Genomic DNA, 26,242 nt, shown 5'->3' with positions numbered 1-26,242 from the left:
GCCGTTGCCTCTGCGGGTGCAGGGCGCAGCCCTGCAGCCCCCCCCCTTCCCTGAGCATTCCACGTAGTGGTTTGAGCGCCGCGCACACGCCAGCCACGGCACGCTAGGCCAACGGAACCACCCGTCATCCACCGAGAACCACCATGACCCTGCGCCACCTGCCCCTGCGCTCCGCCCTGCTGCTGGCCCTGTCGTCCCTGCCGCTGGCCGCGCTGGCCGAGGCTACTTCACCCGCCCCCACCCAGCAGGTGCCTGGCGTCTATCACCAGCGCGTCGGCGCACTGCAGGTCACCGCCCTGTTCGACGGAGTGGTCGCGCTGGGCCGGCAGGAAGTAGTGGACGTGCCGCCGACGCTGGTCAGCCGCCTGCTGGAAGGCCGCTACGTACCTGAGGACAAGAAAGGCCTGCAGACAGCGATCAACGCGTTCCTGATCCGCCAAGGCAACCACCTGACCCTGGTCGATACCGGCACCGCGCAGTGCTTTGGCCCCGGCCTGGGCCAGGTGCTGGGCAATCTGCGCGCCTCCGGCGTGGACCCGGCCGAGGTGGACGAGGTGCTGCTGACCCACGCCCATCCGGACCATCTGTGCGGGGTGCTCGACGCGCAGGGCAAGCCGGCCTATCCCAATGCCACGGTGTGGCTGTCCAAGGCCGATGCCGATTACTGGCTCAACCCGGCCAGCGAGGCCACCGCACCGAAGGGCGTGCGCTTCGCCTTCCCGTTGGCGCGCAACGCGGTCGCGCCGTACCAGGCCAGCGGCCACCTGCGCACCTTCAGCCCCGGCGATGCCCTGCCCGGTGGCGCGGTGGCGATGGACACCCATGGCCATACGCCCGGCCATGTCTCCTACCGGTTCGACAGCCAGGGCGAGTCACTGCTGGTATGGGGCGATGTGCTGCACTTCCATGCGGTGCAGTTCGCGCACCCGGAGGCGGCATTCGAGGCCGATTCGGACCGCAAGGCGGCCATCGCCAGCCGTCGCGGGCTGCTGCAGCAGGCCACCGCCAACGGTTGGTGGGTGGCCGGTGCGCACCTGCCGTTCCCCGGCCTGGGCCACGTGCGTGGCGAGGGCAAGGCCTATGCGTGGGTGCCGGCGGAGTATTCGCCGTTGAAATGAGCCGATGAGCCCTTGTAGAGCCGAGCCCATGCTCGGCAACCTGGGCCTGGCCGCGCTGCGCGCGGCAGCCGAGCGTAGGCTCGGCTCTACAGGAAGGCAGGGGATGCCTTACTCCAGCCCCAACCAGCCGCCGATCACGCCGCGGGCTTCGTCCACACCGGTACGGTCTTCGCCGGAGAACACCTGCACGCTCACGCTGTCGCCATGGGCCGATTGCAGCTCCTTGCGCACCTTCTGCAGGGACTGCATCTGCTGGCTGCGGCTGAGCTTGTCGGCCTTGGTCAGCAGCGCGTGCGCCGGCAGGCCACGCTGCACGGCATAGGACAGCATCTGCCGGTCGTAGTCCTTCAGCGGATGGCGGATATCCATCACCACCACCAGGCCCTTCAAGGCTTCGCGGGTGCGGAAATACCTGTCGATGAAGGCCTGCCAGTGCGCCTGCAGGTCCAGCGGCACCTTGGCGTAGCCGTAACCGGGCAGGTCGACCAGATGCGCTTCCGGGGTGACCTGGAAGAACACCAGCTGCTGGGTACGGCCGGGGGTCTTGGAGACACGGGCCAGGGCGTTCTGGCGGGTCAGCGCGTTGAGCGCACTGGACTTGCCGGCGTTGGAGCGGCCGGCGAAGGCCACTTCGGCCCCTTCGTCGGGCGGCAGCTGCCGCACGTTGTGGGCCGAAAGGTGGTAACGGGCGCGTTCGATGAGCAATGACATGTGCCTAGGATCGCATGTTGCGGCGCCGCGCGCCCGTGCCGGCGGCCGTTGCGGGCATTTTGCTGCAGTGCTGCGTTGACCGTGCGAGGAAACGGCGTTGATAATCCGGGCGACGCCGGCGGCCACCGCCCGGCCCGGTCCATACGGAGCTTCAGCATGCGCCACGCTCGCGTTCTTGCCGTATCCGCCCTTGCCACTGCTGTAGTCGTTGCCGCTGCTGCGTTCGCGCAGACCACGTTGACCCCGCTGCCCGACAACGGGCCGATCCGCACCGCCTCGCTGGAAGTGGATTTCAGCAAGACCACCTGGGGCGACGCCAAGGCCGGCCAGACCAAGGCCTCGGCCTGCGCGGCCTGCCACGGCGCCGACGGCAATTCCACAGTGGAGATGTACCCGTCCATCGCCGGCCAGAGCGAACGCTACGTCGCCCAGCAGATGGCCCTGATCGCCAACGGCCAGCGCAGCTCCGGTGCGGCGGTGGCGATGGTGCCGTTCGTGCAGAACCTCACCCCGCAGGACATGCGCGACATCGGCGCGTTCTTCGCCACCCAGAAGGCCACCGCCGGCATCGCCGATGACACGGCGGTCACCGACGGCCCCTACAAGGGCATGAAGTTCTACGAGATCGGCCAGCAGCTGTACCGCGGCGGCGACGCCAAGCGCGGCCTGCCGGCCTGCATGGCCTGCCACGGCCCCAGCGGCGCCGGTAATCCCGGCCCGGCCTATCCGCACATTGGTGGCCAGCACGCCAGCTATGTCGCGCGCCGCCTGCAGGAATACCAGGCCGGCCAGACCAACGAAACCGACAAGGCGCACTTCCAGATCATGGCCACGGTCGCGCAGAAGCTGAGCGAGCAGGAGGTGCAGGCACTGTCGAGCTACCTGCAGGGTCTGCACAACAAGGCCGACGACGTGGCCGTTGCCACCACGCCGGCACAACCGGCTGCCGCCCCCTGACCACCATTGGTCGGCCGGGGCCGCCACCGCGGCCCTCGCCTGCGGTATGTTTCCTTCACGCCGGCGACCGCGCCGGCGTTGCTTTTTTCAACGGAGATGCGTGTCGATGAGGTTGATTTCCCGCCTGCTGTTGTCTGTGCTGGTGCTGCTGCCGCTGGTGGCCTGCGCCGCAACCCCTGCCAATGCCCCGCTGGTCGAGGGCAAAGACTACGAGCGCATCGCCCAGCCGGGCCCGTTCCAGCCGCTGGCCGGCAAGATCGAGGTGGTCGAAGTCTTCGGCTACACCTGCCCGCACTGCGCCCGTTTCGAGCCGCAGCTGGAAGCCTGGGCAGCCAAGCTGCCGGCCGACGTACGCTTCACCCCGGTTCCGGCGGCCTTCGGCGGCGCCTGGGACGCCTGGGCCCTGGCCTACTACGCCGCCGACGAAGTCGGCGTGGCCAAGCGCAGCCACGGCGCCGTGTTCAAGGCCCTGCACCAGGACGGCTCGCTGCCGATGCAGAACGTTTCGGCCGATGAGCTCGCCACCTTCTACAAGGCCTACGGCGTGACCCCGGACCGTTACCTGCAGGCCCTGCGCGGCGATGCCGTACAGAAGAAGGTCGATGCCGCCCGCGCGTTCGCCCAGCGCACCAGGATCCCGGGGACCCCGGCGCTGATCATCAACGGCCAGTACCTGGTGCGTGGCGACAGCTTCGATGACCAGCTGCGCATCGCCTCGGCGCTGATCGCCCAGGCCCGCGCCGCCCGCGGCCGCTGAACCAACACCCACCACCGACACGGCGCTGTCGCCGCCGCGTGTCATCATTTCCCCCTGGCCGGCGCATGACGCCGGCCCCACCTTTCCAGATGCTGGAGACGTTTCCATGAAGATCCGTTACGCCCTCGCCCTCGCAGCGCTGCTGCCAATCCTGGCTGCCTGCAAGGCCGACGACGGCAGCACCAACACCACCGCGGCCCCGGCCGAACCGGCTGCAGCTCCGGCGACCACCGAACCGGCTGCGCCGGCCGCGGGTACCGAAGGCGCCGCACCGGCCGCTGCCGAAGGCGAGAAGGCCGCGGCTGAAGCCGCCCCGGCCGCTGCACCAGCCCCGACCACCGCCGCGCTGACCGGCCCGGCCCCGGTGGAAGGCGCCGACTACCAGGTGATCCCGAACGGCCAGCCGTTCCAGCCGGCCGCCGGCAAGATCGAAGTGACCGAGATCTTCGGCTACGTCTGCCCGGCCTGCGCCGCGTTCCAGCCGCTGGTCGGCCCGTGGAAGGCCGGCCTGCCGAGCGATGTGAACTTCGTCTACGTGCCGGCCATGTTCGGCGGCACCTGGGACAACTACGCCCGTGCCTTCTACGCCGCGCAGACCCTGGGTGTGCAGGAGAAGACCCACGAAGCCCTGTACGCTGCCATCCATTCGCAGAAGACCCTGAAGGGTGAGCGCGGCACCGATTCGGTTGACGACATCGCCAAGTTCTACGGTGCCTACGGCGTGGATCCGAAGCAGTTCGCCGCCACCATGGGCAGCTTCGCAGTAAATGCCAAGACCAACTCGGCCAAGCAGTTCGCCCAGCGCAGCCAGATCAGCGGCACCCCGTCGATCATCGTCAACGGCAAGTACCTGGTGAAGGGCAAGAGCTTCCCGGACATGCTGCGCATCGCCGACCACCTGATCGCCCGCGAACGCGGTGCGGCCCAGGCTCACTGATCCAAGAGAAGCGTTTCCCGGCCGTGAATTCCCCCCGTACACGGACCCTGCGCTTGCTGACGGCCAACATCCAGGCCGGCTCAAGTACCCGCCGCTACAGCGACTATGTGACCCGCAGCTGGTCACATGCGCTGCCGGCGGGTCGCAAGCGCAGCAGCCTGGACGCGATCGCCACCCTGGCGCGCGAACATGACATCGTCGGCCTGCAGGAGGCCGACCCGGGCAGCCTGCGCTCGGGCTTCACCAACCAGACCCACTACCTGGCCCAGCGTGCCGGCTTCAACTACTGGAGCCACCAGCCGAACCGGCGCATGGGTGGGGTCGCCTCCAGCGCAAACGGCCTGCTGAGCAAGCTGGAACCGGTGGAAGTGCAGGACCACGCCCTGCCCGGCCGTATCGGCGGGCGCGGCGTGCTGCTGGCCAAGTTCGGCGATGGCGCCGACGGCCTGGCGGTGGCGGTGGCCCATCTGTCGCTGGGTGCAGGCTCGCGGATGTCACAGCTGGGCTTCATCGCCGAGCTGTTGTCCGACCACCCGAACGCCGTGTTGATGGGTGACTTCAACTGCCTGGCCGAGCGCCCGGAAATGCAGGTGCTGTACCAGAAGACCCGGCTGCAGCCCCCGGGCTGCATCGTGCCGACCTTCCCCAGCTGGCGCCCCGACCGCGCCATCGACCACATCCTGGTCAGCAGTGGCCTGCAGACCCGCACCGTGGAAGCCGTACCGGCCGCATTCTCCGATCACCTCGCCCTGGCGATGGCAATCGACGTCCCGGCTGACGCCCTGCGCTGAACGCTCCTGGCAGGTGCCAACCTTGGTTGGCACGCCGCTCTGGTGGGTGCGGACCGTTGGTCCGCACGCTCTCCGCCGCTACCCGGCCTGCACCACCGGCACCTTCAACCGCCGCGCGGTCATCGTGCTGCCCACCGAGGCCAGCACCGTGCAGCCGATCGCCAGCCACTGCAATCCATGCAGGTGCTCGTGCAGCAGCAGCATCGCCCACAACGCGGCCACCGCCGGTTCCATGCTGATCAGGATGCCGAACGTTTCCTTCGGCAGGCGCTTGAGCGCCATCATTTCCAGCGACATCGGAATCGCACTGGAGACCAGCGCCACCAGCAGGCCGGCCGCCAGGATCTTCGGCTCGAGCAGCGCGGCGCCGGCATGCACCACGCCCACCGGCACCACCACCAGCGACGCGGCCAGCAGCCCCAGCGAGACCGAGTGCCCAGCGTGCAGATGACCGGCACGCTTGCCGAACACGATGTACAGGCCCCAGCACGCCGCTGCGCCCATCGCATACAGCACGCCAGCCGGATCCAGCGCCGGGCCACCGCCCAGCGGCAGCAGCAGCAACAAACCCACCACCGCGCAGCCCACCCAGACGAAGTCGATGGGGCGTCGTGACGACAGCATCGCCACCGTCAGCGGCCCGGTGAACTCGATGGCCACCGCGATGCCGAAGGGAATCGTGCGCAGGGCCATGTAGAACAGCAGGTTCATCAGGCCCAGGGTGAGCCCGTAGCGCAGGATGGTGATCGCGTCCACGCGGCTGGTCTTCCAGCGCCATGGCCGCCAGAACATCAGCAGCAACAGTGCCGAGAAGCCCACACGCAGCGCGCTGGTGCCCTGGGCGCCGATCAGCGGGAACAGGTGTTTTGCGTAGGAGGTGCCGATGGCCAGCGAGGTGACCGAGCCGAGTACCGCCAGCGCCGGCAACATCGGCGCGAGTCGTGAGGTCTGCATGCGCAAAGTCTATTGCGCCGGCGCCGAGCACTTGGCTCAATTGACAGCCTGTTCGTGCAACTTCTGCTCGCCATGGCCACCGCCCCCGTGCTCGACAGCTTCGACCGCGCCATCCTCGACCTCCTGCAGCGGAATAACACCCTGCCGCAGCGCGAAATCGCCGAGGCCGTGCACCTGTCCACCCCGGCCGTGCAACGCCGCATCAAGCGCCTGCAGGACAGTGGCGTGATCGCCGCCAACGTGGCGGTGGTCGCCGCAGCCAAGGTCGGGCGACCGCTGACCATCATCGTCGAGGTGCGCGTGGTCAGCGAGCAGCGCGAACGCGTGGCGCCGTTCAAGCGCCGCGTGCAGGAGGACCCCGCCGTGCAGCAGTGCTACTCGATCACCGGCGATGGCGATTTCCTGCTGCTGCTTTCGGCGGCGTCGATGGAGGAGTACGAAGCGATCACCGAGCGCCTGTTCGGTGGCGATGACAACATCGAGCGCTTCCGCACCTCGGTAGCACTGGGCACGCTGAAGCGGAGTTTCGAGGTTCCGCTGCTGCCGGTCCTGTAGCGTCGAGCCATGCTCGACTGCCTTTTGACCGCAAAACTGCAGCATTCGAGCATGGCTCGACTCTACACTCCGAAACCATGAGCACATCGCCCTCCCACGCCCACCGCCTGCGCCGCTGGTTGCTGCGCGGCCTGTGGCTGGCCATTGCCGTCGTTGCGATGATGGCGTTGTGGAACAGTCCCTGGGCCGCCGCACCGAAGATGCTGTGGACACTCGCGCGGATGCCGCCGGCCACGCAACTGCCGGTGCCAGTGGACGGCGTGCGGCCACGCCAGATTGCCGATACCTTCGGTGCGCCGCGAGGCCGTGACCGCTCGCACGCCGGCATCGACATCTTCGCCAGCCGTGGTACGCCAGTGCGCAGCGCCACGGCCGGTGTCATCGCGGATGTCAGCGAACGTGGGCTCGGCGGGCGCCAGGTGTGGGTGATCGGGCCCGGACGCGAGCGCTACTACTACGCGCACCTGGAAAGCTGGGCCGATGGCCTGGCGCGAGGCCAGGTGGTCCAGCCCGGCGACCTGCTCGGCCATGTGGGCGACAGCGGCAACGCCAAGGGCACGCCGCCGCATCTGCACTGGGGCATCTACGGCGCCGACGGCGCCCGCGACCCGCTGCCACTGCTGCGCTGACCGCCATTGCGCACCCGCGCATCGATCTGTTCATGATTTGTAAATAGGAATAATTCGTATTACCATTTATTTCGTTTCCGGTGGTGCCAGGACGGCCTGCCCGTCCTCTCCCTACCCGTAGCGCCTCGCCTCCTGGATGCCGGCCGATCGCGCGTGCTCGCCCAGGCCCCCCATGAACCGTTCCGCCTTCCGTACCCCGCCGCCGCAGCGGCTGTCCGTTGCCGTGTTTGCCGTTCTCTGCGCCGTGGCCCCGGCCGCCTTCGCCGACACCGCCGCCGACCCGACCACGCTGGACAAGGTCGTCGTCAAGGGCGAACGCGCCGAAGGCTACTCGGTGCGCCGCACCTCGGCCGGTACCCGCTTCGACCTGGCGCCGCGCGAGATCCCGCAGTCGGTCAGCATCATCAGCCACCAGCGCATCGAAGATCAGAAGCTGGACGACATCATCGACGTACTGGCCAACACCACCGGCGTCACCAGCACCCAGTCCGACAGCGAGCGCACCGAGTTCTATGCGCGCGGCTTCTACATCGATGCCTACCAGTTCGATGGCCTGCCGACGCAGATGGTGCAGAACTGGAGCTACGGCGATTCCGGCCTGGACCTGGCGCTGTATGACCGCGTGGAAGTGGTGCGCGGTGCCACCGGCCTGCTCAGCGGCGCCGGCAATCCGTCGGCGTCGGTGAACCTGATCCGCAAGCATGCCGACAGCGCCGAACTGACCGGCAGCGTCTCGGTGAACGTCGGCAGCTGGGGCCGCACCCGCACCACCGTGGACGTGGGCAGCGCGCTCAACGCCAGTGGCACGGTGCGCGGCCGCGTAATCGGCAGCTACCTGGACACCGACGGCCAGATGGACCGCTACAACCAGCGCAAGACGCTGGGCTACGCCGTCATCGACGCCGACCTGACTCCGGACACGCAGCTGAGCGTGGGCTACGACTACCAGCAGAAGCGCGCCAATGGCGCGACCTGGGGCGGCTTCCCGATGTGGTACGCCGATGGCAGCCCGACGAACTATCCGACCTCGTTCAATCCGTCGCCGGACTGGACCTACTGGGATACCACCAGCAAGCGTGCGTTCGCCACCCTGCAGCACGCCTTCAGCAATGGCTGGAAGTTCAGGATCGGCGCCACCCACGACCGCACCAAGGCCGACGACAAGCTGTTCTATCCGGCCTATACCGCATTCAACAAGACTACGGGCGCCGGCATCACGCCGATGGCCGGCTTCTACAACACCGAGCGCAAGGTCGACGGCATTGATGGCTACATCGACGGTCCGTTCCAGCTGTTGGGCCGCGAACACCAGTTCATGGCCGGCCTGAGCTACAACAAGCGCGAATTCGCCAACTACGGTGACTTCCAGATGGGCGGTCCCGGCACCGGCTGGAATCCCTTCAGCTCCTATCTCGACTGGACCGGCAACATCGCCCAGCCGAACTGGAACCCGCTGGCGCTGGCCAGCCAGGGCGCCATCACCCAGAAGGCCGGCTATGCCGCCGCGCGCCTGTCGCTGGCTGATCCGCTGAAGCTGATCCTCGGTGCGCGCTACACCCAATGGAAGAGCGAAGGCGAGAACGACGACCGCGAGCACAAGGTGACCACCCCGTACGCCGGCCTGGTGTATGACATCAACGACACCTACTCCGCGTACGCCAGCTACACCGAGATCTTCCAGCCGCAGACCGCGCGCGACCGCAACGACCGTTATCTCGATCCGGTAGACGGCAAGAGCTACGAGGTGGGCGTCAAGGGCGCCTGGTTCGACAACCGTCTGAACGCCTCGTTGGCGGTGTTCCGCATCGAGCAGGACAACGTCGCCCAGGTCACCAGCGAACCGATCATCGGCCGCCCGGGCGAGTTCGCCTCGATCGCTGCGCGCGGCACCGTGAGCCGTGGCTTCGAGTTCGAAGTGAACGGCGAACTGGCCCCGGGCTGGAATGCGACCTTCGGTGCTTCGCGCTACGTGGCCAAGGACATCAACGGTGCCGACATCAACACCAACCTGCCGCAGACCGCGCTGAAGCTGTTCACCAGCTACACCCCGCAATCGCTGCAGGAATTGACCGTCGGCGGCGGTGCCAACTGGCAGAACCGCATCTACTACGCCGCACCGGTGGTGGGCCGCTTCGAACAGGAAGGGTATGCGCTGGTCAGTGCCTTCGTGCGCTACCGCATCTCGCCGGAGTTCAGCGTGCAGGCCAACCTCAACAACCTGCTGGACAAGAAGTACTACTCGCAGATCACCGGCTACGGTGCGTACGGCGATGGCCGGAATGGCTCGCTGACGTTCACCTGGGCGTTCTGATCAGGCGCGGGGCACGATCGCCCCGCACCTGTAGAGCCGAGCCCACGCTCGGCTGATTCTCTGAGCCGAGCGTGGGCTCGGCTCTACACCAGCAAGGCAGCGCCGGAACTGACCGGCACTGCCACCGTTACATCAGAAGCGCAGGTCCGCGCGCAGGTACCAGTAGCGGCCACGCGGGATGTCATAGGTCGAAGCATCGTAACCGTTCAACGAGCACGACAGGCAGATCGGCGGATCCTTGTCGAACACGTTGTTCAGGCCGGCCGTCAGCTGCAGCCCCTTCATCCAGTCGATCTTGTAGCCCACCTGCATGTCATGGAAGGTGGTGGCCGACAGCGTATTGGTGCCCGCAGCCTGGTTGCTGCAGACCGGAAACACGGAAGCGTCACCGCAGTTTTCGGTCAGTTCGGAGATATGACGCACGGTCCAGTTGGCGCTCCAGCGATCCAGCGTCCAGCCGATGCTGGCATTGCTGGTCCATTCCGGAATCGAGCTGTCGGCCACTTCCACGCCCGGCTTCTGCGGCTGCTTCTGGCCCGCCGCACCGGTGGCTTCGTAGCGACCCACGAAGGTGTTCTTCCAGCCCAGCTTGAACTGACCGATCGAGCTCTGCGGCAACGTCCAGAACAGATCCACATCCCAGCCATCGGTCTTGATCGAACCCAGATTGGTCAGGCGGTTGTTGAAGCTGCTGACCGCGCCGGTGCTGGCACGGGTGATGCCGTTGCAGTAGATCGGGTCCAGCGTGTCCACGCACAGGTCCAGCTGGGTCTGCGCGTTGATTGCCTGGATCGCGCCGTCGATGGCATGGCGGTAGAAGGTCACTTCCACATCGAAGCGCTCCGACCACGAACTGTTGCTGCCAAACCATGGGCTCCACACGAAGCCTGCGCTGAAGCTGCGCGAGCGTTCCGGATCCAGCTCGCGGTTGCCGCCAGTGGTCACCGAGATCTGCGAGTTGGCCTGCTGGAACCCGGCCGGTACGCCCAGCGCAGCACAGTTGGCCGCGCTGCCACGCGGCGGCGTACCGCCCAGGCCCACCGAGCACGGATCGAACAGCTGCAGGTCGGCACGCGCGGCCGAGCCGTACAGCTCACCGATCGATGGTGCACGGAAGCCTTCGGCATAGGTCGTGCGCAGCACGAAGTCATCGGTCACCTGCCAGCGCAGGCCGTACTTGGGCGTGAATTCACCACCGAAGGTGGAGTAGTCCGAGTAGCGCCCGGCCAGGCTCAGGTCCAGCTTCTTGCCGAAGGTCGAATCGGCGAAGATCGGCACGCTCAACTCCAGATACGCCTCGTTGACGTCATAGGAGCCCGAGGTCGGCTGCGACGGCACGCCGTTGTAGTGGCCGGCCACCGTCAGCGGATCGGGCTGGTATGAACCCTCGTACTTGCGATACTCGAAGCCGGTAGCGAACGACACCGGGCCGGCCGGCAGCGTGAACAGGTCGCTGGACAGGTTGGCGGTGAACAGGCTCAGTTCGTTCTGGCTGCGGTCACGCACCACCGGCTGGATCCACTTCAGCATGTCCGGGGTGATCGAACCGACACCGCCGAAAATGTTCAGCGGCACGCAGCCCGGCGTCGCCGCACAGACCGACGGATCGCCCAGCGCCATGTTGACGTTGTAGATGTTGTAGCTGCCGTAGTTGGTCTGTTCGGCCTTGTTCTTGCTGTACATGCCGTTGACGTCCCAGTACCAGCTGCGGTCAGCCGCCTGGAAGTTGCCGACGAAGCCGGTGGCGAAATACGTGGTGTCCACTTCCTGCTTGAACACGCGCGCGCCGCCTTCCACCGGGCGGCGGCCGATCAGGCTCAGGTTGTCACCCGAGACCAGGTCGAAGCCGAACGGGTTGTACGGATTGAGCGCGGACACGGTGATGTTGTCGGCCAGCGGATTGCCGGTGGCGCCATCGGGGCCGAAGAACAGCGGCTCCGGGCCGGCCTGGTTGGTCGACTCACGACGGTTGCCCAGTGCCTTGACGTACCACTGCACGTTGTCGGTGATGTCGAAGCGGAACTGACCGAACAGGCCCTTGCGCTCCGAGGGCGTCAGCACCATGTTGTACTCGGCGAAATTGAACCGGTCGGCGCTGGTGAAGCAGTGATAGTCATCGGTGCGCGCGCAGCCGGCGCTGCCGTCGTAGCGCGGGTTGCTCACGCCGGTATTGGGCACGATGTTCTGCACCGCGCCGGTGTTCGGGTCGGTGAACATGAAACGACCCTGCGGAATGCCACCGCTGCCGAACGCCAGCCCGGTGCCGGGAATCGGGAAGCGCGACTGCTCGCGGTCCTTGGCAAACACCGGATCCTGCTTGGTCCAGCTGGCGCCCAGGAACAGGCTGAAGCGGTCGCCGCTCTTGCCCCAGGCCAGGTCCACGCCCTTCTGCGTGCCATCGCCCTTGCTGTACTCGCCATAGTTCAGGGTCACCTGGCCGCCATCGAAGTCACGGCGGGTGATGATGTTGACCACGCCGGCAATGGCGTCGGAACCGTACAGCGACGACGCGCCATCTTCCAGCACTTCGATGCGCTCGACGATGGCCAGCGGAATGGTATTGAGATCGGTGGCCGAGCCGACGCCGGATGCGGATGACTCATTGACCCAGCGGATGCCGTCGACCAGCACCAGCACGCGCTTGGCGCCCAGGTGGCGCAGGTCCACCTGCGCCGAACCGGCACCTACACCACTGCCATCGGGCGGGAAGCCGAAGTTGCCGGACGAGTTGAACTTGGCGTTGAGCGCCGAACCGGAACCGGTGAGCTGCTGCAGCACTTCGCCGATCGAGGTCAGGCCGGTGCGTTCGATATCGCCGCGCGTCAGCGTCTGGATCGGCACCTGGCCCTCCACCTCAGCGCGCTTGATGCGGGTACCGGTGACTTCCACCGCATCCAGGTTGGTGGTGGATTGTGCAGCGGCACCCAACGGTGCCAGGGTCATCACGCACAGCGCGACGGCAACCGCCAAAGGGCGGTGGTGCAGGTGATTCATTCGCTCTCTCTCCAAAGGAATGTCGGGACATGGGCCGCCGCACTCCCTCCCTGCATGGCGGCGCCGTCTCCTTTGTAAACAAGTGGTAAAAATCGCGGCGTGATGATCGACACTCTTTCACGCGGAATTGACGTAATTGCAGGCCGATTGCGTCAGATAGCTGCAGGTTATGACCGGACGATACTGTTCACCGCAGGCAGCCTTGATGCTGGCTGCGACAGCGGCTTCCCGGCTTTCCCGCAATTGGGCAAGTGCTCTTGCCGATCCGTCCAACGACAATGCGCCGGTGCCATCGGCAGCATGATCATCGCCGTTGCCGTCGGTTGACGGCGTCGAACAGATCGCATTTGAGCTGGAACTCATACCAAGATGGCGAGTAATCCATAGGCAGGAGCCCTTGCAATGACGGACTGCAGATCGCCGGGATCACCGTGCGAACCTGAGGCACTCAATGGCTGCTCTTTTGGCTGCTGCCATCTCGATGACAGAGCCACATGCATCGACTAGCTTGAATCTACGAAGCAAATTCAGACAACACTTAGGAATAGTTTGAAAACTGCCCGTCAAACGAATTTCCGGGGCCAACCAAGGTGAGACTGAGAGCCCCAGTCATTCTCATGAGGCTCAATTGTGAAAACAATCACCGTCATGATCCATGTCGCGGTTGTCACGGCATTGCTTCTGTTCCCTACAAGCGAATCGAGAGCGGGGGCCTGATTGAATGCAACAACTGTGCCTCTCCCAAAGATGCAGCCCTGATGTCAGGCTCCGGGTTGGCGGTTGTAATGGACTTCGAAAAAGCCCGACTGAGCGCCTTCGAAGTTGAATATGATCGCGAGATCAGAAAGTGGCGCGCACTTTCGACACCGGTTCCCGCACAGATTCAAATGGCCTTCCTACGGATTCTGGATGCGACGTCAGCCTTTCGAGGGCCACCTGAAGGGGCCCACGCGATGGCAGGAGGCGGATCAGTGGTCGTGCTGCATCCAGACAACCCCGGAAACTCCAATGGAGTGAGGTTCCCCGAGTCTTACAAGTCCTCCAATACCTTTGACATCGTCGCCTCAGCCACACTGCGAACCCGACTTGGCCAGTATCTAGCCACAGAACTGGCAGGAGCCAATACGGGAAGCCCAACCTGGAACAGTATTGCGCTCTCGATTCAACAAGCGGCCCTGAACTGGGCAGGCCTCAAAGGTGGCGGATCCATAACAATAATGATCACATGGCGTGACGGATCGAAGACGCTTTATCGAGTAACACCGGACAACGTTGCCGAAGCGAAGTATCAGAAGGGCGAAAGTCGCGACAGCACAGGCAACAAGGTTCCTGACGAATCCATCGCCGACCCGATCTCCGCCCCTTCGTACGCCGGACAATACTATTTCGGCCAGCATGGCGACCTGGACAACTGGGTCAGATCCGCACAGATGTATGGAGTCCCCGTCCAGCGCGGAAGCAGCAGCCGCATCTCGTGCAGTTGGGATGGTCGCACAGTCTACTGCCAGCAATACTGACACCCTCATCCGCCGCTCATGTCGCAATCTCCCCATGAGCGGCGGTTTAGATACGCTATCGCACGAAAGCAATGCGCTCCATGCCAGTGGCTTCGGCCGCAGCCAATATCCGCGCCATGCCTTCGTACTCGGCCGCCGGATCGGTGGCGATGCGCAGCTCCGGCAGGTTGCCGGCATGTTCGCCCGCCTGTGCCTGCAGGCGCGCCTGCAGTTCGCCGATCGCCATCGGCTGGCCATTCCAGCTGAGCTGGTTGGCAGCGTCCAGGCGCAGCTCGATCGGCGGTGGCGGTTCGGGACGGTCGACCACCCGATCGGTGGCCTGCGGCAATTGCACGGCAATCGGCCGGGCCACGATCGGCGCGGTCACGATGAAGATGATCAACAGCACCAGCATCACATCCACCAGTGGCGTGACATTGATGTCCGCCAGCGGGCCGCTTCTTCCTGCGCTACTGAACGCCATGTGCCGCTCCCTGCAGCCGGGCCGTTCGCCCAAGGCCGACGTTACGACGCCTCCCATCCGCTGCGGCAGTGGCCTGCGCGGGGTCATTCAGCTGTCGTTGCCGACGCTCGGCGTGCACGCAATGCGAAACTGAATTCAGCCATCGCCCGCTATGCTGGTCGCCATGACCCGACGCACTTCAACTGCCCTGTCCCTGCTGCCCTTGGCCACCACGCTGCTGATCGGCTGCGCCAACGCCCAGTCCCTCGACGCCCAGAACGCGCAGCTGAAGGCTGCGATCGCTGCCGCCGAACGCGGCCAGTTCGATCCCGGCCAGGCCGCTGCACTCAGCCGCCATCCGGCTTACGGATGGCTGGAGTACGCCAACCTGCGCCGCAACATCGACACCGTCGATACCGCGCAGGCACAGGCCTTCCTCAAGCGCTATGACGGCCAGGCCGTGGCCAACACGTTCCGCAGCGTGTGGCTGCCCTCGGTCGCACGCCGCCAGGACTGGCCCACCCTGCTCGCCAACTGGGTGCCCACCGACAACGCCGGCCTGCGCTGTGCGCAGCTGACCGCGCGCCAGGTGACGGGCAAGGTCGATCCGCAGTGGATCAGCGAGGCGCAGGACCTGTGGCGCAAGAACGGCAAGTCGCTGCCGGACGGCTGTGATGCCGTTTTCGCCGTGCTGCAGGCGCAGGGTGGCCTGAGCGACGCCCTGCGCTGGGAACGTATCGATGCCGCCGCCGACGCCCAGCAGCCGGCCGTGATGCGCAGCGCCGCACGTGGCCTGCCTGCCACCGACCTGGCGCTGGCGAACAATTACGCTGCCTTTGTCGACAAGCCCAATGCCAGCGCGTTGAACTGGCCGCGCAACGAACGCAGCCGACGCATCGCCACCGATGGCCTGGCCAAGCTGGCCAAGGCCGACCCGGCCGCCACCGAACAGCAGCTGCCGCAGTATGCCCAGGCGCTGGGCCTGAGTGCCGAGCAGCAGGGCCAGGTGCTGTACCAGATCGCATTGTGGACAGTGGCGTCCTATCTTCCGGATTCGGCGCGCCGCCTCAATGCGGTACCCGAATCGGCCTATGACGAACGCCTGCACGAATGGCGCGTGCGCGAAGCGATGTCGCGCGGCGATTGGCCAGCGGCACTGACAGCGATCCGCAAGATGGCCAGCAAGCAGCGCAGCGACCCGCGCTGGCGCTACTTCGAAGGCCGCATGCTGGAGAAGACCGGCCAGGCCCAGCAGGCGCAGCCGTTGTTCCGCGAGGCCGCACGCGCACCGACCTTCCACGGTTTCCTGGCCGCCGACAAGCTGCAGCAGGGCTACACGCTGTGCCCGTGGAAGCCGAATGACAGCGCGCAGGCACAGGCAGTAGTCGCGCGCGATCCGGCCATCCAGCGCGCGATGGCGCTGTACCAGATCGACCGTGCCGGCTGGGCCGTGGCCGAATGGAACAGCGCGCTGTCGCGCTTCGATGACACCCAGCGCCGCCTGGCGGTACGCGTGGCGCAGGACAACGGCTGGTTCGACCGCGCCGTGTTCGCGCTCGGCAAGCAGCCGCAGGAACAGCGCCTGTACGACCTGCGTTTCCCGCTGCACCACGACGCCACCATCCGCCGCGAGTCGGCACGCAATGCCATCGACCCGGCCTGGGTGGCTGCGGAGATCCGAGCCGAAAGCACCTTCACTCCGCGTGCGCGCTCGCCTGCCAACGCCATGGGCCTGATGCAGGTGCTGCCGGCCACCGGTGCCGGTGTGGCCAAGTCGATCGGCCTGACCGGCTACGGCGGCGCCGACAGCCTGTACGACCCGGACACCAACATTGCCATCGGCACCGCCTACCTGCGCCAGCTGATGAACAAGTACGACGGCCTGCCGTACGTGACCATCGCCGCCTACAACGCCGGCCCGACCCCGACCGCACGATGGCAGGGCCAGCGCCCGGGCTTTGATCCGGACCTGTGGATCGAGACCATCAGCTACAAGGAAACCCGCGAGTACGTGGCCCGCGTGCTGGCCTTCAGCGTGATCTATGACTGGCGCCTCAATGGTGATGCGCTGCCGCTGAGCGACCGCCTGATGGGCCGTCTGGTGGACAAGCGCAAGAGCTTCAGCTGCGCGGCCAACGCCGACCAGGGCGGCGATTGATCGCACTGCGGTCGTGCCGGCTTCTGGCTGGCACGACCTGGTAGCCATTTCCCGGGGAGGGGAACGCAAGGAGCCTGTTGGCCTGGATCGGGATATTCGCCGCCTGGAGCCTGTTCGCCACCTGGGTACTGCGCTGGAGTGGCGCGGCCTGGATGGAAGACTGGAAGTCGCTGGCCTTCGTCGACAGCTGGGGCAGCCTGTGGGACGAAGCCCAGATCAAGCTGTACGTCCTCTGCCTGTGGATCGTCTACAGCCTATGGTTCCTGGCCGGCCTGTTCGTGCCGGAGTGGCGCGGCCTGCCGTGAGGCCTCAGCATCGGTCGTGCCGGAACATCTGCGCCGGCCATGCGATCATCCCCCCATGAAGATCTATCTTGTCGGCGGCGCCGTGCGCGACCGCCTGCTGCAGCGCTCTGCCGGCGACCGCGACTGGGTGGTGGTCGGCGCCACGCCTGCGCAGATGGAAGCGCAGGGCTACACCGCAGTCGGCCGCGATTTCCCGGTGTTCCTGCATCCGAAGACCGGTGAGGAATACGCGCTGGCGCGCACCGAGCGCAAATCCGGCCGCGGCTATCGCGGCTTCGTGGTCGATGCCGATCCGGCGGTGACGCTGGAAGAAGACCTGCAGCGCCGCGACTTCACCATCAATGCGATTGCCTGCGACGAAGACACCGGCACGCTGGTCGATCCCTATGGCGGTGTCCGCGACCTGGAACAGCGCGTGCTGCGCCATGTCGGGCCGGCCTTCGTCGAGGATCCGCTGCGCGTGCTGCGCGCGGCGCGCTTCATGGCCCGTTTTGCACCACTGGGCTTCAGCGTCGCCGAAGAGACCATGGCACTGATGCGCGAGGTCGCCGCCAGCGGTGAACTGGACGCGCTGGTGCCGGAACGCGTCTGGCAGGAACTGCGCAAGGCGCTGGTCAGTGAACGGCCCTCCGCCTTCCTGCGCACGCTGCACGATGCGCAGGCACTGGGCCCGATCCTGCCCGAACTGGAAGCACTGTACGGCGTACCGCAGCGTGCTGAATTCCACCCGGAAGTCGACACCGGCATCCACCAGGAAATGGTCAGCGACATGGCCGCGAAGCTCGCCCCCGGCGATGACCTGGTCGGCTTCGCTGCCCTCACCCACGATCTCGGCAAGGGCCTGACCCCGCCGGAGGAATGGCCGCGCCACATCATGCACGAGCAGCGCGGCATCAAGCCGTTGAAGGCACTGTGTGCGCGGTTGAAGATTCCCACCGAACACCAGCAGCTGGCCGAAGCGGTGTGCCGCGAGCACTTGAACGTGCACCGCATCGACGAACTGCGCGATGCCACCGTGCTGGAACTACTGGGCCGCTGTGATGCGTTGCGTCGGCCGGAGCGCGTGGCCCGCATCGCACTGTGCTGCGAGGCCGACAAGCGCGGCCGGCTCGGCTTCGAGGACGCCGACTACCCGCAGGGCGAAACACTCAAGCGCCTGCACCAGGCGGCGCTGTCAGTGCAGGCACGGGATCTGGATACGACACACCTGAAGGGGCCGGCCATCGGCGAAGCGCTGGCCAAGGCTCGGGTGAAAGCCATCGCCGCCGCCCGCTGAAGCACCTGGTGATGCCGGCTGCTGGCCGGCACCGATCGCCCGTCTATCGACGACGCTTACGCGAGAAGTGGTCGACAGCATGAGCACCCAACAAGATGGGTTGCATCAAGAGGAACAGCCATCCACCCAGCCGGAGTGTCTCCACCGGATTGAACCGGGTGATGAACGCAGCTACCAGTGCCAAACCCGCAACAAGGCCGACCTCATAGACCCACAGCGATCGGTTAGAACGCCTGCCCACGATGCTCCTCTCCATTGAACAGGACGCACTTGCAAGCCATCGCCGCCGTCCGGCACTACGGGTAGTGCCGGCCGCTGGCCGGCAACCAGACACTCGCGGGATCAGTGCGCCATCCCACGGGTGATCGCCGCAGCCCGCTGCTTCAGCTGCGCCACCGCATCGGGAATCATCTCCATGCCCACGTCCAGGCCCGGGTTCAGCACCAGGCCGACGCCGTCGCCGATACCGGCCAGCAGCGCGTGCACCGCGATCGGCATGGCATGCGCAAACTGCGGCAGCTGCTCGTGCCACAGGCCGGCGCGCTCGGGCGCAGTGAACACCGCGAACATCGGTTCGCCGCTTTCGCTGGTCAGCACCAGCGGCGAGATGCTCTCGTCCCAGGCGCCATCTTCGCCAATGGCCTTGTCCAGCAGCACGAACGCCGTCGAGGTCAGCAGGCCGTCGAGGAACTGCGACGCAGTCAGCGTGCCGTCCTGTGCCTGCAACAGGCGCACCTCGAGGTCGTTGAGGGGGTCGAACGGGGTGTCGTGGTCCATGGTCGGTTCCGGTACGTGATTGCAGGGCAGACTTTAACAGGCCCGGTCCTCAACCGAGGAATCCGTGCCGCCACAGCCAGCCCAACGCCGCCAGACCGGCCACCACCACCAGCATCAGTGGCAGGCCGAAGCGGTGCCGCCACGGGATCGGCACCCCACCCAGCTGCTGGTCCATGGTGTCGGTGTCCAGCACCCAGCCGTGCCCGCACCGGGTGCAGGCCAGCTCATAACGGCGGTGGTAGGTGAACCCGAACAGCAGGTCGATACGCGCCATTTTGTAACGCAACTGCGGTGCGAACTCGGTTTCCGTCTGGCAGCGCAGGCAGTGATGGGCTTCGGTCGGGCCGACGATCAGCACCCGTTCCTGCTGGCCGATCAGCAGCATGGGTCAGCTGCCCTGGCAGGCGGGTTGGGCCAGCAGCCAGGCTTGGGCGGCGGCAAGGGTGGCCGGTCCGCTGGCGGCGGCCTCGTCCGGCTGCAACCTGGTACCGTCGCCCTGCCCGTTGCGGTCGGCCATCACGTTGTGGGTCAACAGCAGGGTGGTGCCGTCCACCAGCTTGACGGGCCGATTGCCAGTTGAGAAACCTGCGCTGGGTTGGCCGAAACTGCGGCTGCCCGCCTGCCCGCGGAATGCCAACGCGACGGCTTCACCCGAACTCGCGGTGCGCGCACCCATCAGCACCGCGACCGGTGCGCTACCCGCACGCAAGTGATAGGCGGCCTGTCGTGAGCGCAGCCCCTGCGTGCCGTCCTGCCTGACCTCTCCTTCTCCTTGCCGCCACCACTGCAGACCATCGGCACTGCGGAAGGCGCCGATCAGCGCCCCCTGTGGATCCGGCGTGCCGTGCAGCAAGGGCAAGAGCCCAAGCAGCATCGGCCACATGTTGCCGCCGCCATTACTGCTCACGTCGACCACCCAGGCACAGCGCGTGCCGTCATCCAGGTCTACGACGCGTTGCTGCAGGGCCAGCGCGTAGGCCTTGCGCGCCTCATAGCGTTCCTGTTCACTGCGCTGCAGATCCTCCACGAAGGGGCCGACCTTCAGCACGCCAATGCGGGCATCGACCTTCGGGGATTCTGCCAACGCAGCGCCCTGCCCAGCATTCACACGCTGGGCGCGACCGGAGCGATCGCGCTGCTGGCTGGGCGATATCCATCGGCCATGCTCACCACTGCTACGCGCGGCCGCCTCATCCAGCACGCGGCGCTGCTCTGCACGATCATCGCCTGCGGCGGCCAGCCGCGCGCGGGCATCACTCCAATCGACGCGATCGCGGTACAGCGATTGGGTCTCCAGCAGATGCAGCATCTGTTCAAGTGCTTCGGCAGATGGCAGTTCCACGGCCGCAGCGGGTGCTGCCAATGCCGGGCCGCCAAAGGCCAGCAGCAATGCTGCGCCCAGGATCGCGCGTGCGGGAAGTCGAGAGTTCATTGACGCATCCTTGTCAGTGTCCAGCGCCGCAGCATAGCGGCGAACGGCATCAGTGCCCAGCGCACGCCGGCTGGGCCAGCAGCCATGCCTGTGCGGCAGCAAGGGTGGCTGCATCGCCGTCCGTTCGCTGGTCGGGCGATATCTTCAGCCCGTCGCCGCGGCCGGTGCGGTCCCGCATCACGCTGGTGGTCAGCAGCAGCGCGCTGCCATCAGCCAGCGGCCGCATCACGTTGGCGGTGGACAGCCCCGAGGTGGGCTGGCCGAAACTGCGCGTCTGCGGCCGACCGCGGAAGGAAAGTACAGTGGCCTCTCCGGAGCTGGCAGTGCGCGGCCCGGCCAGCACGGCGACGGGCGCGCCCGGATGTTTGAGCAGATAGCCGGGCCCACCAAGATCGATCCGCACGCGATCGCCAAGACGCACACTGGACGAGGTCAGCTGCCAGAGCGACGGACCCTCTGCGGCAGCGAAGGAACCCACGTTCTCGTCGGCGCTGGGCGTGACGCGCAACAGCGGGGCCACGCCCAGCAGCATCGGCCACATGTTGCCACCGGTGTTGCCGCGCAGATCGACAATCCAGCCGCAGCGGCTGCCGTTGTCCTGGTCATCGATGATCGCCTGCCAGCGCTTGGCACGCTCCTTCATCTGCTGGTGCGCCGTGAGGCCCTGCATGACACTGTAGCCCTCGATCTCCACCCGGCCGATGCGCGGGTCCAGTGCTTCGGCCGGGGCCGTCGTTTCTTTCTGGGCCACTGTCGCTGTGCCATTGGCGCGCGCCAGGCGTTCTGCCTTCGCCTGCAGCTGCTTTGCGCTGATCCAAGCCCCGTGCCCGCCGGAACTGCGGCCGATGGCCTGCCGGAGCACCGCGCGGGCCTCAGCCGGGTCGTTCTGCGCCGCCTTCAGGCGCGTGCGGATGGCCCGCCAGTCCACGCGGTCGCGGTACAGCGATTCCTTCTCCAGCATGTCCAGCAACTGGGCCTGTGCCTGTGCTGTCGGCAGGTCGATGGCGTCTGGTGCCACGGCCTGTGCGGTGGTGCAGAACAGGGCGCCGAGTGCAGTGGCCATCACGCGGAGATCAATAGACATTCGACGTTCCTTCGTCGTGAGCAGGTACCGCAGCATACGCGCTTGCCGCCGCCGTTGTGTGTCGGCTTTGGCACTCCCCATGCGGGGCATGATTTACAACTTTGCTCATGTCGTTGCTCGAGTGAAAGCGCGAAGGTGGCTGCGCCAACGTACTTTGCGCTGGCCGGGATTGGCGTCCTGAATCAAATATCGAAGCGATCGATTTGCCGCATCAACGGCAATCGCGACAATGCACCGGCTTGCCCATGGCGGGCGGTGCGTGGGGATCCTCGTGATCCGTCGGCTTTTTTCGCTTTGATTTTGACCGGCACGCCAACCCGCACCGCCCGCCACCTTGCGCTTCGCAGGTGGCCTTGCCTCGTGAGGTTGCCGCCATGAACACGCCCTACCCCGCCTATCCACGCCTGCAGGCGCTGCTCGGCGCTGCACTGCCCGGCCTGCAGCTGTCCAACACCGCAGCCGAAGCGTTGGAGGATGCGCTCACCGAAGTCCACGAACAGGCGCCGCCCTCCGCATTCTTCGCGCGGTTGCACGGCGTCGCTCACAGCCACGGAGCCGACGGCCAGGCGTGGCGCGAGCGGCAACTCAGCGAGGCGCGCGGTCGGGAACTGGCCGAGGCGACGCGCTGTCTTGCCGCATTGTCCGCCTGCGGCGGTGTGTTGCTGGCCGCACAATCGGCGCGCGAGATGGAGGACGCGGCGGCACAGTGTCCGCCGCAGATGGAGGAAGGCCTGCTGCATGCAGTGGTGGTGTTGGCCGATCATGCCGGGGCGTTGGTCGCGCCCGAGCTGCTGCCGATACGAGCCAACGAATGCTGCTAGATGTTGCAATCCTGCTGGAGAAATCGACCCATGAGAAAGCCATCAGATCAAGCCATGGACGACAAGAGATATGAATTACTTCGGAGATTCGTGCAGGCGATATCAGATCGGGATAGCACCACACTGCAGGAAGACTTTGGCCTGACCTCAGTCATGATTCTGGAAATCTACGAACTTCTGCCGGTTTACTTCCTAGAAGGTGCCGCCATTTCCATCCCTCCACCTGCGCACGACGCAGCAGACGACTTGATACCGTTGATGACCACATATGACCGTGGAGATGGTGACAGTGCAGTTGAGTGCTATCTCCTCGAGGACGGCGAGCCCAGCGAAGCCGTTCTTCATGTCCATTTCGAGAAAGGTAATCTCATCTACGGATTCATCAATTCATAGCAATTCCCGATCGCCCAAAGCGAACGACATTTCAGGACGTGTCGACCAAGGTCGACACCCACCAGAACGAGTCATGACATCCGTACCGCGCGCTACCAGTCCGCGCGCAGGCCGATGTTGCCTTCGATGATGCGGCGCTTCTCGTTGCGGTCACCGCCCAGCTCGCGCGTGTAGTCGGCCACGGCGTACGCGCTGATGGTGCGATTGAAGCGCCCTACCACGCCGACACCGGCCTCCAGCGCGCGCGAGCGCTGCGAATTGACGATCACGTCGTCGTCGAAGCGGATGCGGTCTTCACCGGAGCGGCCATGCCAGTAATTGAGCTTGAAATACGGCTGCCAGCCGTTGTCGGCCAGCTGGTAATCGCCGGCCAGGCGCAGGCCGATGCGGCCGGTCCAGGCGTTGTCGTTGTCGAAACGCACGCTCGACACCTCATCGCGGCGGTCGTCCAGCGACGTGCGTTGCCAGATCACCTGTAGCTGCGGTTCCAGCCACCATGCGGACTGCCCAAACCGCAGCAGCGGCTTGCCGGCCTCCACAGACACGCTGGTGCCATCACCGCTCAAGCCGAAGCCAAGCCCGCGCGAAGAACGCACGCGGCCGTCGTAACGGCTCTGCATCGCCACGGCGTCGATGTAGCCACCGCTGCTGTCGGTGAAGGTCCAGTACAAGCCCACGTGCTTGTCGTCCAGGCGGTTCTGGCCCACCTGCACGTTCTCCCAGCCCAATGCCAGGCCGGTGGTCTTGCCCTGCGCGCGGGTGCGGCCGACGAACACGCCGATCTGGTTGCGATGGTTGTCGGAGGCAGTGGCCCACACGTCGAGACCGGCCTGCAGGCCCATCACATCGCCATCGAAGCCGGGCTGCGCATCGCCCTTCCAGTGGATCTCGCTGCTCTGTCCCACCAAGCGGCCCCAGGCGGTGCGGAATGCGCCCTGGTTGTACAGCAGGCGCTGCTCGCCCTGCCGCTCGTGGAAGGTGCCGAGGCTGGCCAGCGAGGTCTCGCGCAGGAGCGGCGGCACCACGGCATAGGTGGCAGCCTCCACGCGGTACAGCGGCACCACTGCGCCCTCGGCGGGGCGTGCACCCGGCGTCGGCGGCGCACCGGTTCCGGGCAGCGCACCGCCGGCCACTGGCACGTCCGGCACGGCCGGATCGCTGGGTGGCGCCACCGGCGCGGGTTCCGGTGGCGGTGGTGGCGGCGCGGTCTCGCCTGTGGTCAGGTCCGGATCGGTGGCGCCTTCGGGCGGCGGCGGCGGTGCCGGGGTGATCGGCGGCGGTGGGGCCACTGGAGGCGTCAGCGGTGGCGGTGTCGCGCTGCCGCCACCGTTGGGTGCTGGCGTCGGCCCGGTCACCAGCGTCGAACGCAGGTACCAGTTCTCGGCGGTACCGGCACTGACACCGCCCTTGAACAGGTAGTACTCGTAGGCACCGGCCGCAACCGGTGCGAACAGCGAAAACGCACCCGGCGCGGTGCGGCCGCCATTCAAGGCCTGCACCACCAGGATGCCATCGGCCAGCGTGGCGGCGCCGCTGCCGCCGGCATTGAGCACGCCGATGCCGGTGGTCCCGGTGGCAGTACCGCCGTCGATCACCAGACGGTCGCTGGTGGAGTTGTCCGCGCCCAGCACGGTACGCAGGTACAGGCCACCACCGTCTCCGCGGTAGTTGCCACGCACGGTGAACACGTCGCCAGCGCCGGTACCTGTCAGGTCGATGCGCCCGGCATTGACCATCTCCACCAGTGCACCACTGTTGAATGGGCGGATGGCATGCCCCCCACTGCCCGCGTAGACGGTACTGGTGTCATCCACCGTAAGCGTGCCGGTGCCGCTACCGCTGTCGCCCAGCACCAGATCGCCATCGAAGCTCAGCTCGGTGCTGTTGGCCAGGCTGATCGCCTCCCAGTTCTGGAAGCGGCCCACGCCCGTGGTCTTGACGTTGCTCAGGTTGAGCTGGTCGATGCCACCGCCACCGTCGAACAGCGGCACCGCACCGAGGTTGCCCTGGTTGAGGTTGCTGAGGTTGGCCACGTCGTTGTCCGGGCCCATGTCGATCGCGCCGTAGACGATGCCACCGCCATTCCAGTTGAAGGTGTCATTGCCGGTACTGAGCAGTACCTGCCCGCGCACGGTGCCGTCGGTGATGGTCACGCTGTCGTTGCCGCCGCTGACGCTGATGTTGCCGCCGATGTAGGCGGTACCCGAGATGATGATGGTATCGGTGTCGAAACCGGTCACCACATTGCCATCCACGGTGCCGCCGGACTGGTCCCACAGGTTCTTGTCCAGCTTCATGTTGACGCGGCCGATGCGGCCACCGGTCATCCAGGCCTGGTCGCCATCCTCGAACGCGCCGATGATGCGGCCACCGCTCATGCGGAAGGTATCGATGTTGTCGCCCTGCTGCAGCGCGCCGACCGTGCCGCCACTCATGACGAAATCATCGCGGCCACTGCCCTGCGCTACCAGGCCGGTGACGGTGCCGCCGGTGACGGTCATCTGGTCATCGCCACTGCCCTGGTCGACGCTGTCGATCGTGCCATCGCTCAACAGCAGCACATCATTGCCATCGCCCTGCTGGACGCCACCGGAGATGCTACCTGCCTGCATCTCCAGGCGGTCGTTGCCCGCACCGAACTGCACACCCGTGCGGCCGCTGATCGTTCCGCGGTTGACCAGCACGCTGTCGCCCGCACCGACGAACTGCAGGGCGGTGTTGTTGCCGGTGCTGATGCTGCCCGCATTTTCGACACGGCTGCCGCCACCGAGCTGGACCGCCACACCGCCCACCGAACTGATCGTGCCCAGGTTGGACAACAGGTGCCCACCGGCACCAACAAGCGAAATCGCGCTGCTGCCACCGCTCTGCTGCAGTTGTGCCGTGTTGGCGATATTGATGGTGATGCCGGCCGCGCCATTGGCCGTGATGGGAACAGTCTGCGGGTTCGGCGCATTGGCATCGCAGGTGACCGTCTGGCCGGCGACGGGGGCGGCGCTGTTACAGCCGGCCCAGGCGACGCTGGCACTCAGCAGCATGACGGACGGGACAGCCAGGGCCTGCAGCACGGAAACGGTGAGGCGGCGCGGACGGAAAGCGCGCGGAACGGCACGGGACATACAGCACTCCTGGACAAGGGATCAGGAACTGCGGATATGCGGTACTGCGCAGGCAGTCTGCCGTGTGGTGAACGGTTTCGATAGGTGAAATTGCGTGACGGCCATCACAGTTCAGTTGCGAACTTGATCGGGCATCACCCCACCTCTACGTGGCTGAAATCGTTCATCTTTGCGGCGGTCACAGGCCACGCTGAGAGCATCCAC

At 66.2% G+C, this 26,242-nt stretch carries 24 protein-coding genes; 14 read left to right on the top strand and 10 right to left on the bottom strand.

Annotation, left to right across the window (positions count from 1 at the left end; all coding sequences use genetic code 11):
• Window positions 1–143: 143 nt before the first annotated feature.
• Complete coding sequence (locus ARC63_RS07080; protein ID WP_010480902.1) at window positions 144–1,118, top strand: MBL fold metallo-hydrolase; 975 nt, start codon at window positions 144–146, stop codon at window positions 1,116–1,118.
• Window positions 1,119–1,226: 108 nt separating this feature from the next.
• Here the strand turns inward: ARC63_RS07080 and yihA are convergent, their stop codons facing one another.
• Entirely contained in the window at window positions 1,227–1,829 is a 603-nt protein-coding gene (gene yihA / locus ARC63_RS07075) for a ribosome biogenesis GTP-binding protein YihA/YsxC (protein WP_057502895.1), read from the bottom strand.
• Window positions 1,830–1,985: 156 nt separating this feature from the next.
• Here yihA and ARC63_RS07070 point away from each other — a divergent pair, with 156 nt between their 5' ends.
• The 4 genes from ARC63_RS07070 (at window position 1,986) to ARC63_RS07055 (ending at window position 5,271) form a co-directional block, all read left to right on the top strand.
• Entirely contained in the window at window positions 1,986–2,786 is an 801-nt protein-coding gene (locus ARC63_RS07070; protein WP_010480905.1) for a c-type cytochrome, read from the top strand.
• 106 nt (window positions 2,787–2,892) lie between these two features.
• Window positions 2,893–3,543 (top strand): thiol:disulfide interchange protein DsbA/DsbL, encoded by a 651-nt coding sequence (locus ARC63_RS07065; RefSeq protein ID WP_010480907.1) that lies wholly within the window; start codon window positions 2,893–2,895, stop codon window positions 3,541–3,543.
• 106 nt (window positions 3,544–3,649) lie between these two features.
• Window positions 3,650–4,480, top strand: a complete 831-nt coding sequence (locus ARC63_RS07060; protein ID WP_010480908.1) for a thiol:disulfide interchange protein DsbA/DsbL — start codon at window positions 3,650–3,652, stop codon at window positions 4,478–4,480.
• Window positions 4,481–4,533: 53 nt separating this feature from the next.
• Window positions 4,534–5,271: an endonuclease/exonuclease/phosphatase family protein gene (locus ARC63_RS07055; RefSeq protein WP_008267450.1), complete on the top strand. Its 738-nt coding sequence runs from the start codon at window positions 4,534–4,536 to the stop codon at window positions 5,269–5,271.
• 78 nt (window positions 5,272–5,349) lie between these two features.
• On the opposite strand, the gene ARC63_RS07050 is transcribed toward ARC63_RS07055, so the two are convergent.
• Complete coding sequence (locus tag ARC63_RS07050) at window positions 5,350–6,225, bottom strand: EamA family transporter (protein ID WP_029379718.1); 876 nt, start codon at window positions 6,223–6,225, stop codon at window positions 5,350–5,352.
• Window positions 6,226–6,297: 72 nt separating this feature from the next.
• On the opposite strand from ARC63_RS07050, the gene ARC63_RS07045 reads away from it, so the two are divergent.
• From ARC63_RS07045 to fhuE, 3 genes are all read left to right on the top strand, one after another.
• On the top strand, window positions 6,298–6,780 hold the full coding sequence (locus ARC63_RS07045; RefSeq protein ID WP_057502894.1) for an Lrp/AsnC family transcriptional regulator: 483 nt from the start codon (window positions 6,298–6,300) through the stop codon (window positions 6,778–6,780).
• Between the two features lie 77 nt (window positions 6,781–6,857).
• Window positions 6,858–7,409 carry a M23 family metallopeptidase gene (locus tag ARC63_RS07040; RefSeq protein WP_049409098.1) on the top strand — a complete coding sequence of 184 codons (552 nt, stop codon included), beginning with the start codon at window positions 6,858–6,860 and terminating at the stop codon, window positions 7,407–7,409.
• Between the two features lie 172 nt (window positions 7,410–7,581).
• Window positions 7,582–9,720 (top strand): ferric-rhodotorulic acid/ferric-coprogen receptor FhuE, encoded by a 2,139-nt coding sequence (gene fhuE, locus ARC63_RS07035; RefSeq protein WP_057502893.1) that lies wholly within the window; start codon window positions 7,582–7,584, stop codon window positions 9,718–9,720.
• A 132-nt stretch (window positions 9,721–9,852) separates the two neighbouring features.
• Here the strand turns inward: fhuE and ARC63_RS07030 are convergent, their stop codons facing one another.
• Window positions 9,853–12,714, bottom strand: a complete 2,862-nt coding sequence (locus ARC63_RS07030) for a TonB-dependent receptor (protein WP_010480916.1) — start codon at window positions 12,712–12,714, stop codon at window positions 9,853–9,855.
• 117 nt (window positions 12,715–12,831) lie between these two features.
• The gene (locus ARC63_RS23160; protein WP_139042394.1) at window positions 12,832–13,077 is read right to left on the bottom strand and encodes a hypothetical protein; all 246 of its coding nucleotides are present in this window, start codon (window positions 13,075–13,077) and stop codon (window positions 12,832–12,834) included.
• A gap of 422 nt (window positions 13,078–13,499) precedes the next feature.
• Here ARC63_RS23160 and ARC63_RS23155 point away from each other — a divergent pair, with 422 nt between their 5' ends.
• Window positions 13,500–14,231, top strand: coding sequence for a hypothetical protein (locus ARC63_RS23155; RefSeq protein WP_139042393.1), 732 nt, complete (start codon window positions 13,500–13,502; stop codon window positions 14,229–14,231).
• 55 nt (window positions 14,232–14,286) lie between these two features.
• Here the strand turns inward: ARC63_RS23155 and ARC63_RS07025 are convergent, their stop codons facing one another.
• Window positions 14,287–14,694, bottom strand: a complete 408-nt coding sequence (locus ARC63_RS07025; protein ID WP_019338425.1) for an ExbD/TolR family protein — start codon at window positions 14,692–14,694, stop codon at window positions 14,287–14,289.
• A 151-nt stretch (window positions 14,695–14,845) separates the two neighbouring features.
• Between ARC63_RS07025 and ARC63_RS07020 the strand changes: the two genes are divergently transcribed.
• The 3 genes from ARC63_RS07020 to ARC63_RS07010 all read left to right on the top strand — a co-directional run bounded on the left by ARC63_RS07020 (window position 14,846) and on the right by ARC63_RS07010 (window position 18,412).
• Window positions 14,846–16,831 (top strand): transglycosylase SLT domain-containing protein, encoded by a 1,986-nt coding sequence (locus tag ARC63_RS07020; protein ID WP_057502892.1) that lies wholly within the window; start codon window positions 14,846–14,848, stop codon window positions 16,829–16,831.
• Between the two features lie 77 nt (window positions 16,832–16,908).
• A complete protein-coding gene (locus ARC63_RS07015) occupies window positions 16,909–17,136 on the top strand; it encodes a hypothetical protein (protein WP_231298600.1) in 228 nt (75 codons plus the stop codon).
• Window positions 17,137–17,191: 55 nt separating this feature from the next.
• Entirely contained in the window at window positions 17,192–18,412 is a 1,221-nt protein-coding gene (locus ARC63_RS07010) for a multifunctional CCA addition/repair protein (protein ID WP_043401688.1), read from the top strand.
• Between the two features lie 342 nt (window positions 18,413–18,754).
• On the opposite strand, the gene ARC63_RS07005 is transcribed toward ARC63_RS07010, so the two are convergent.
• From ARC63_RS07005 to ARC63_RS06990, 4 genes are read right to left on the bottom strand one after another with little or no spacing between them, the layout of a single operon-like run.
• The gene (locus ARC63_RS07005) at window positions 18,755–19,189 is read right to left on the bottom strand and encodes an SseB family protein (RefSeq protein ID WP_049429399.1); all 435 of its coding nucleotides are present in this window, start codon (window positions 19,187–19,189) and stop codon (window positions 18,755–18,757) included.
• Between the two features lie 49 nt (window positions 19,190–19,238).
• Window positions 19,239–19,574, bottom strand: a complete 336-nt coding sequence (locus tag ARC63_RS07000) for a hypothetical protein (RefSeq protein WP_057502890.1) — start codon at window positions 19,572–19,574, stop codon at window positions 19,239–19,241.
• 3 nt (window positions 19,575–19,577) lie between these two features.
• Window positions 19,578–20,621, bottom strand: a complete 1,044-nt coding sequence (locus ARC63_RS06995) for a S41 family peptidase (protein WP_064968327.1) — start codon at window positions 20,619–20,621, stop codon at window positions 19,578–19,580.
• Between the two features lie 49 nt (window positions 20,622–20,670).
• The gene (locus tag ARC63_RS06990) at window positions 20,671–21,705 is read right to left on the bottom strand and encodes a S41 family peptidase (protein ID WP_057502888.1); all 1,035 of its coding nucleotides are present in this window, start codon (window positions 21,703–21,705) and stop codon (window positions 20,671–20,673) included.
• Between the two features lie 374 nt (window positions 21,706–22,079).
• Here ARC63_RS06990 and ARC63_RS06985 point away from each other — a divergent pair, with 374 nt between their 5' ends.
• Both ARC63_RS06985 and ARC63_RS06980 read left to right on the top strand, forming a co-directional pair.
• Complete coding sequence (locus ARC63_RS06985) at window positions 22,080–22,526, top strand: hypothetical protein (RefSeq protein ID WP_057502887.1); 447 nt, start codon at window positions 22,080–22,082, stop codon at window positions 22,524–22,526.
• A 54-nt stretch (window positions 22,527–22,580) separates the two neighbouring features.
• Entirely contained in the window at window positions 22,581–22,919 is a 339-nt protein-coding gene (locus ARC63_RS06980) for a hypothetical protein (RefSeq protein WP_057502886.1), read from the top strand.
• Between the two features lie 92 nt (window positions 22,920–23,011).
• Here the strand turns inward: ARC63_RS06980 and ARC63_RS06975 are convergent, their stop codons facing one another.
• Window positions 23,012–26,038: an autotransporter family protein gene (locus ARC63_RS06975; RefSeq protein ID WP_057502885.1), complete on the bottom strand. Its 3,027-nt coding sequence runs from the start codon at window positions 26,036–26,038 to the stop codon at window positions 23,012–23,014.
• Between the last annotated feature and the right edge of the window lie 204 nt (window positions 26,039–26,242).

This window comes from Stenotrophomonas geniculata ATCC 19374 = JCM 13324, from assembly GCF_001431625.1.
GTDB classification, from domain to species: domain Bacteria; phylum Pseudomonadota; class Gammaproteobacteria; order Xanthomonadales; family Xanthomonadaceae; genus Stenotrophomonas; species Stenotrophomonas geniculata.
This window is presented reverse-complemented; position numbering and strand designations above follow the sequence as displayed.

Excerpts from the sequence above, each read along its gene's own strand:
- ARC63_RS07070 (WP_010480905.1), top strand. The coding sequence starts at position 1,986 with ATGCGCCACGCTCGCGTTCTTGCCGTATCCGCCCTTGCCACTGCTGTA.
- ARC63_RS07025 (WP_019338425.1), bottom strand. The coding sequence starts at position 14,694 with ATGGCGTTCAGTAGCGCAGGAAGAAGCGGCCCGCTGGCGGACATCAAT.
- fhuE (WP_057502893.1), top strand. The coding sequence starts at position 7,582 with ATGAACCGTTCCGCCTTCCGTACCCCGCCGCCGCAGCGGCTGTCCGTT.
- ARC63_RS07030 (WP_010480916.1), bottom strand. The coding sequence starts at position 12,714 with ATGAATCACCTGCACCACCGCCCTTTGGCGGTTGCCGTCGCGCTGTGC.
- ARC63_RS06990 (WP_057502888.1), bottom strand. The coding sequence starts at position 21,705 with ATGTCTATTGATCTCCGCGTGATGGCCACTGCACTCGGCGCCCTGTTC.
- ARC63_RS07065 (WP_010480907.1), top strand. The coding sequence starts at position 2,893 with ATGAGGTTGATTTCCCGCCTGCTGTTGTCTGTGCTGGTGCTGCTGCCG.
- ARC63_RS07005 (WP_049429399.1), bottom strand. The coding sequence starts at position 19,189 with ATGGACCACGACACCCCGTTCGACCCCCTCAACGACCTCGAGGTGCGC.
- ARC63_RS06985 (WP_057502887.1), top strand. The coding sequence starts at position 22,080 with ATGAACACGCCCTACCCCGCCTATCCACGCCTGCAGGCGCTGCTCGGC.
- ARC63_RS07045 (WP_057502894.1), top strand. The coding sequence starts at position 6,298 with ATGGCCACCGCCCCCGTGCTCGACAGCTTCGACCGCGCCATCCTCGAC.
- ARC63_RS07050 (WP_029379718.1), bottom strand. The coding sequence starts at position 6,225 with ATGCAGACCTCACGACTCGCGCCGATGTTGCCGGCGCTGGCGGTACTC.
- ARC63_RS06980 (WP_057502886.1), top strand. The coding sequence starts at position 22,581 with ATGGACGACAAGAGATATGAATTACTTCGGAGATTCGTGCAGGCGATA.
- ARC63_RS06995 (WP_064968327.1), bottom strand. The coding sequence starts at position 20,621 with ATGAACTCTCGACTTCCCGCACGCGCGATCCTGGGCGCAGCATTGCTG.
- ARC63_RS07060 (WP_010480908.1), top strand. The coding sequence starts at position 3,650 with ATGAAGATCCGTTACGCCCTCGCCCTCGCAGCGCTGCTGCCAATCCTG.
- ARC63_RS06975 (WP_057502885.1), bottom strand. The coding sequence starts at position 26,038 with ATGTCCCGTGCCGTTCCGCGCGCTTTCCGTCCGCGCCGCCTCACCGTT.
- ARC63_RS07020 (WP_057502892.1), top strand. The coding sequence starts at position 14,846 with ATGCTGGTCGCCATGACCCGACGCACTTCAACTGCCCTGTCCCTGCTG.
- ARC63_RS07080 (WP_010480902.1), top strand. The coding sequence starts at position 144 with ATGACCCTGCGCCACCTGCCCCTGCGCTCCGCCCTGCTGCTGGCCCTG.
- yihA (WP_057502895.1), bottom strand. The coding sequence starts at position 1,829 with ATGTCATTGCTCATCGAACGCGCCCGTTACCACCTTTCGGCCCACAAC.
- ARC63_RS07010 (WP_043401688.1), top strand. The coding sequence starts at position 17,192 with ATGAAGATCTATCTTGTCGGCGGCGCCGTGCGCGACCGCCTGCTGCAG.
- ARC63_RS07000 (WP_057502890.1), bottom strand. The coding sequence starts at position 19,574 with ATGCTGCTGATCGGCCAGCAGGAACGGGTGCTGATCGTCGGCCCGACC.
- ARC63_RS23155 (WP_139042393.1), top strand. The coding sequence starts at position 13,500 with ATGGACTTCGAAAAAGCCCGACTGAGCGCCTTCGAAGTTGAATATGAT.
- ARC63_RS23160 (WP_139042394.1), bottom strand. The coding sequence starts at position 13,077 with ATGAGTTCCAGCTCAAATGCGATCTGTTCGACGCCGTCAACCGACGGC.
- ARC63_RS07040 (WP_049409098.1), top strand. The coding sequence starts at position 6,858 with ATGAGCACATCGCCCTCCCACGCCCACCGCCTGCGCCGCTGGTTGCTG.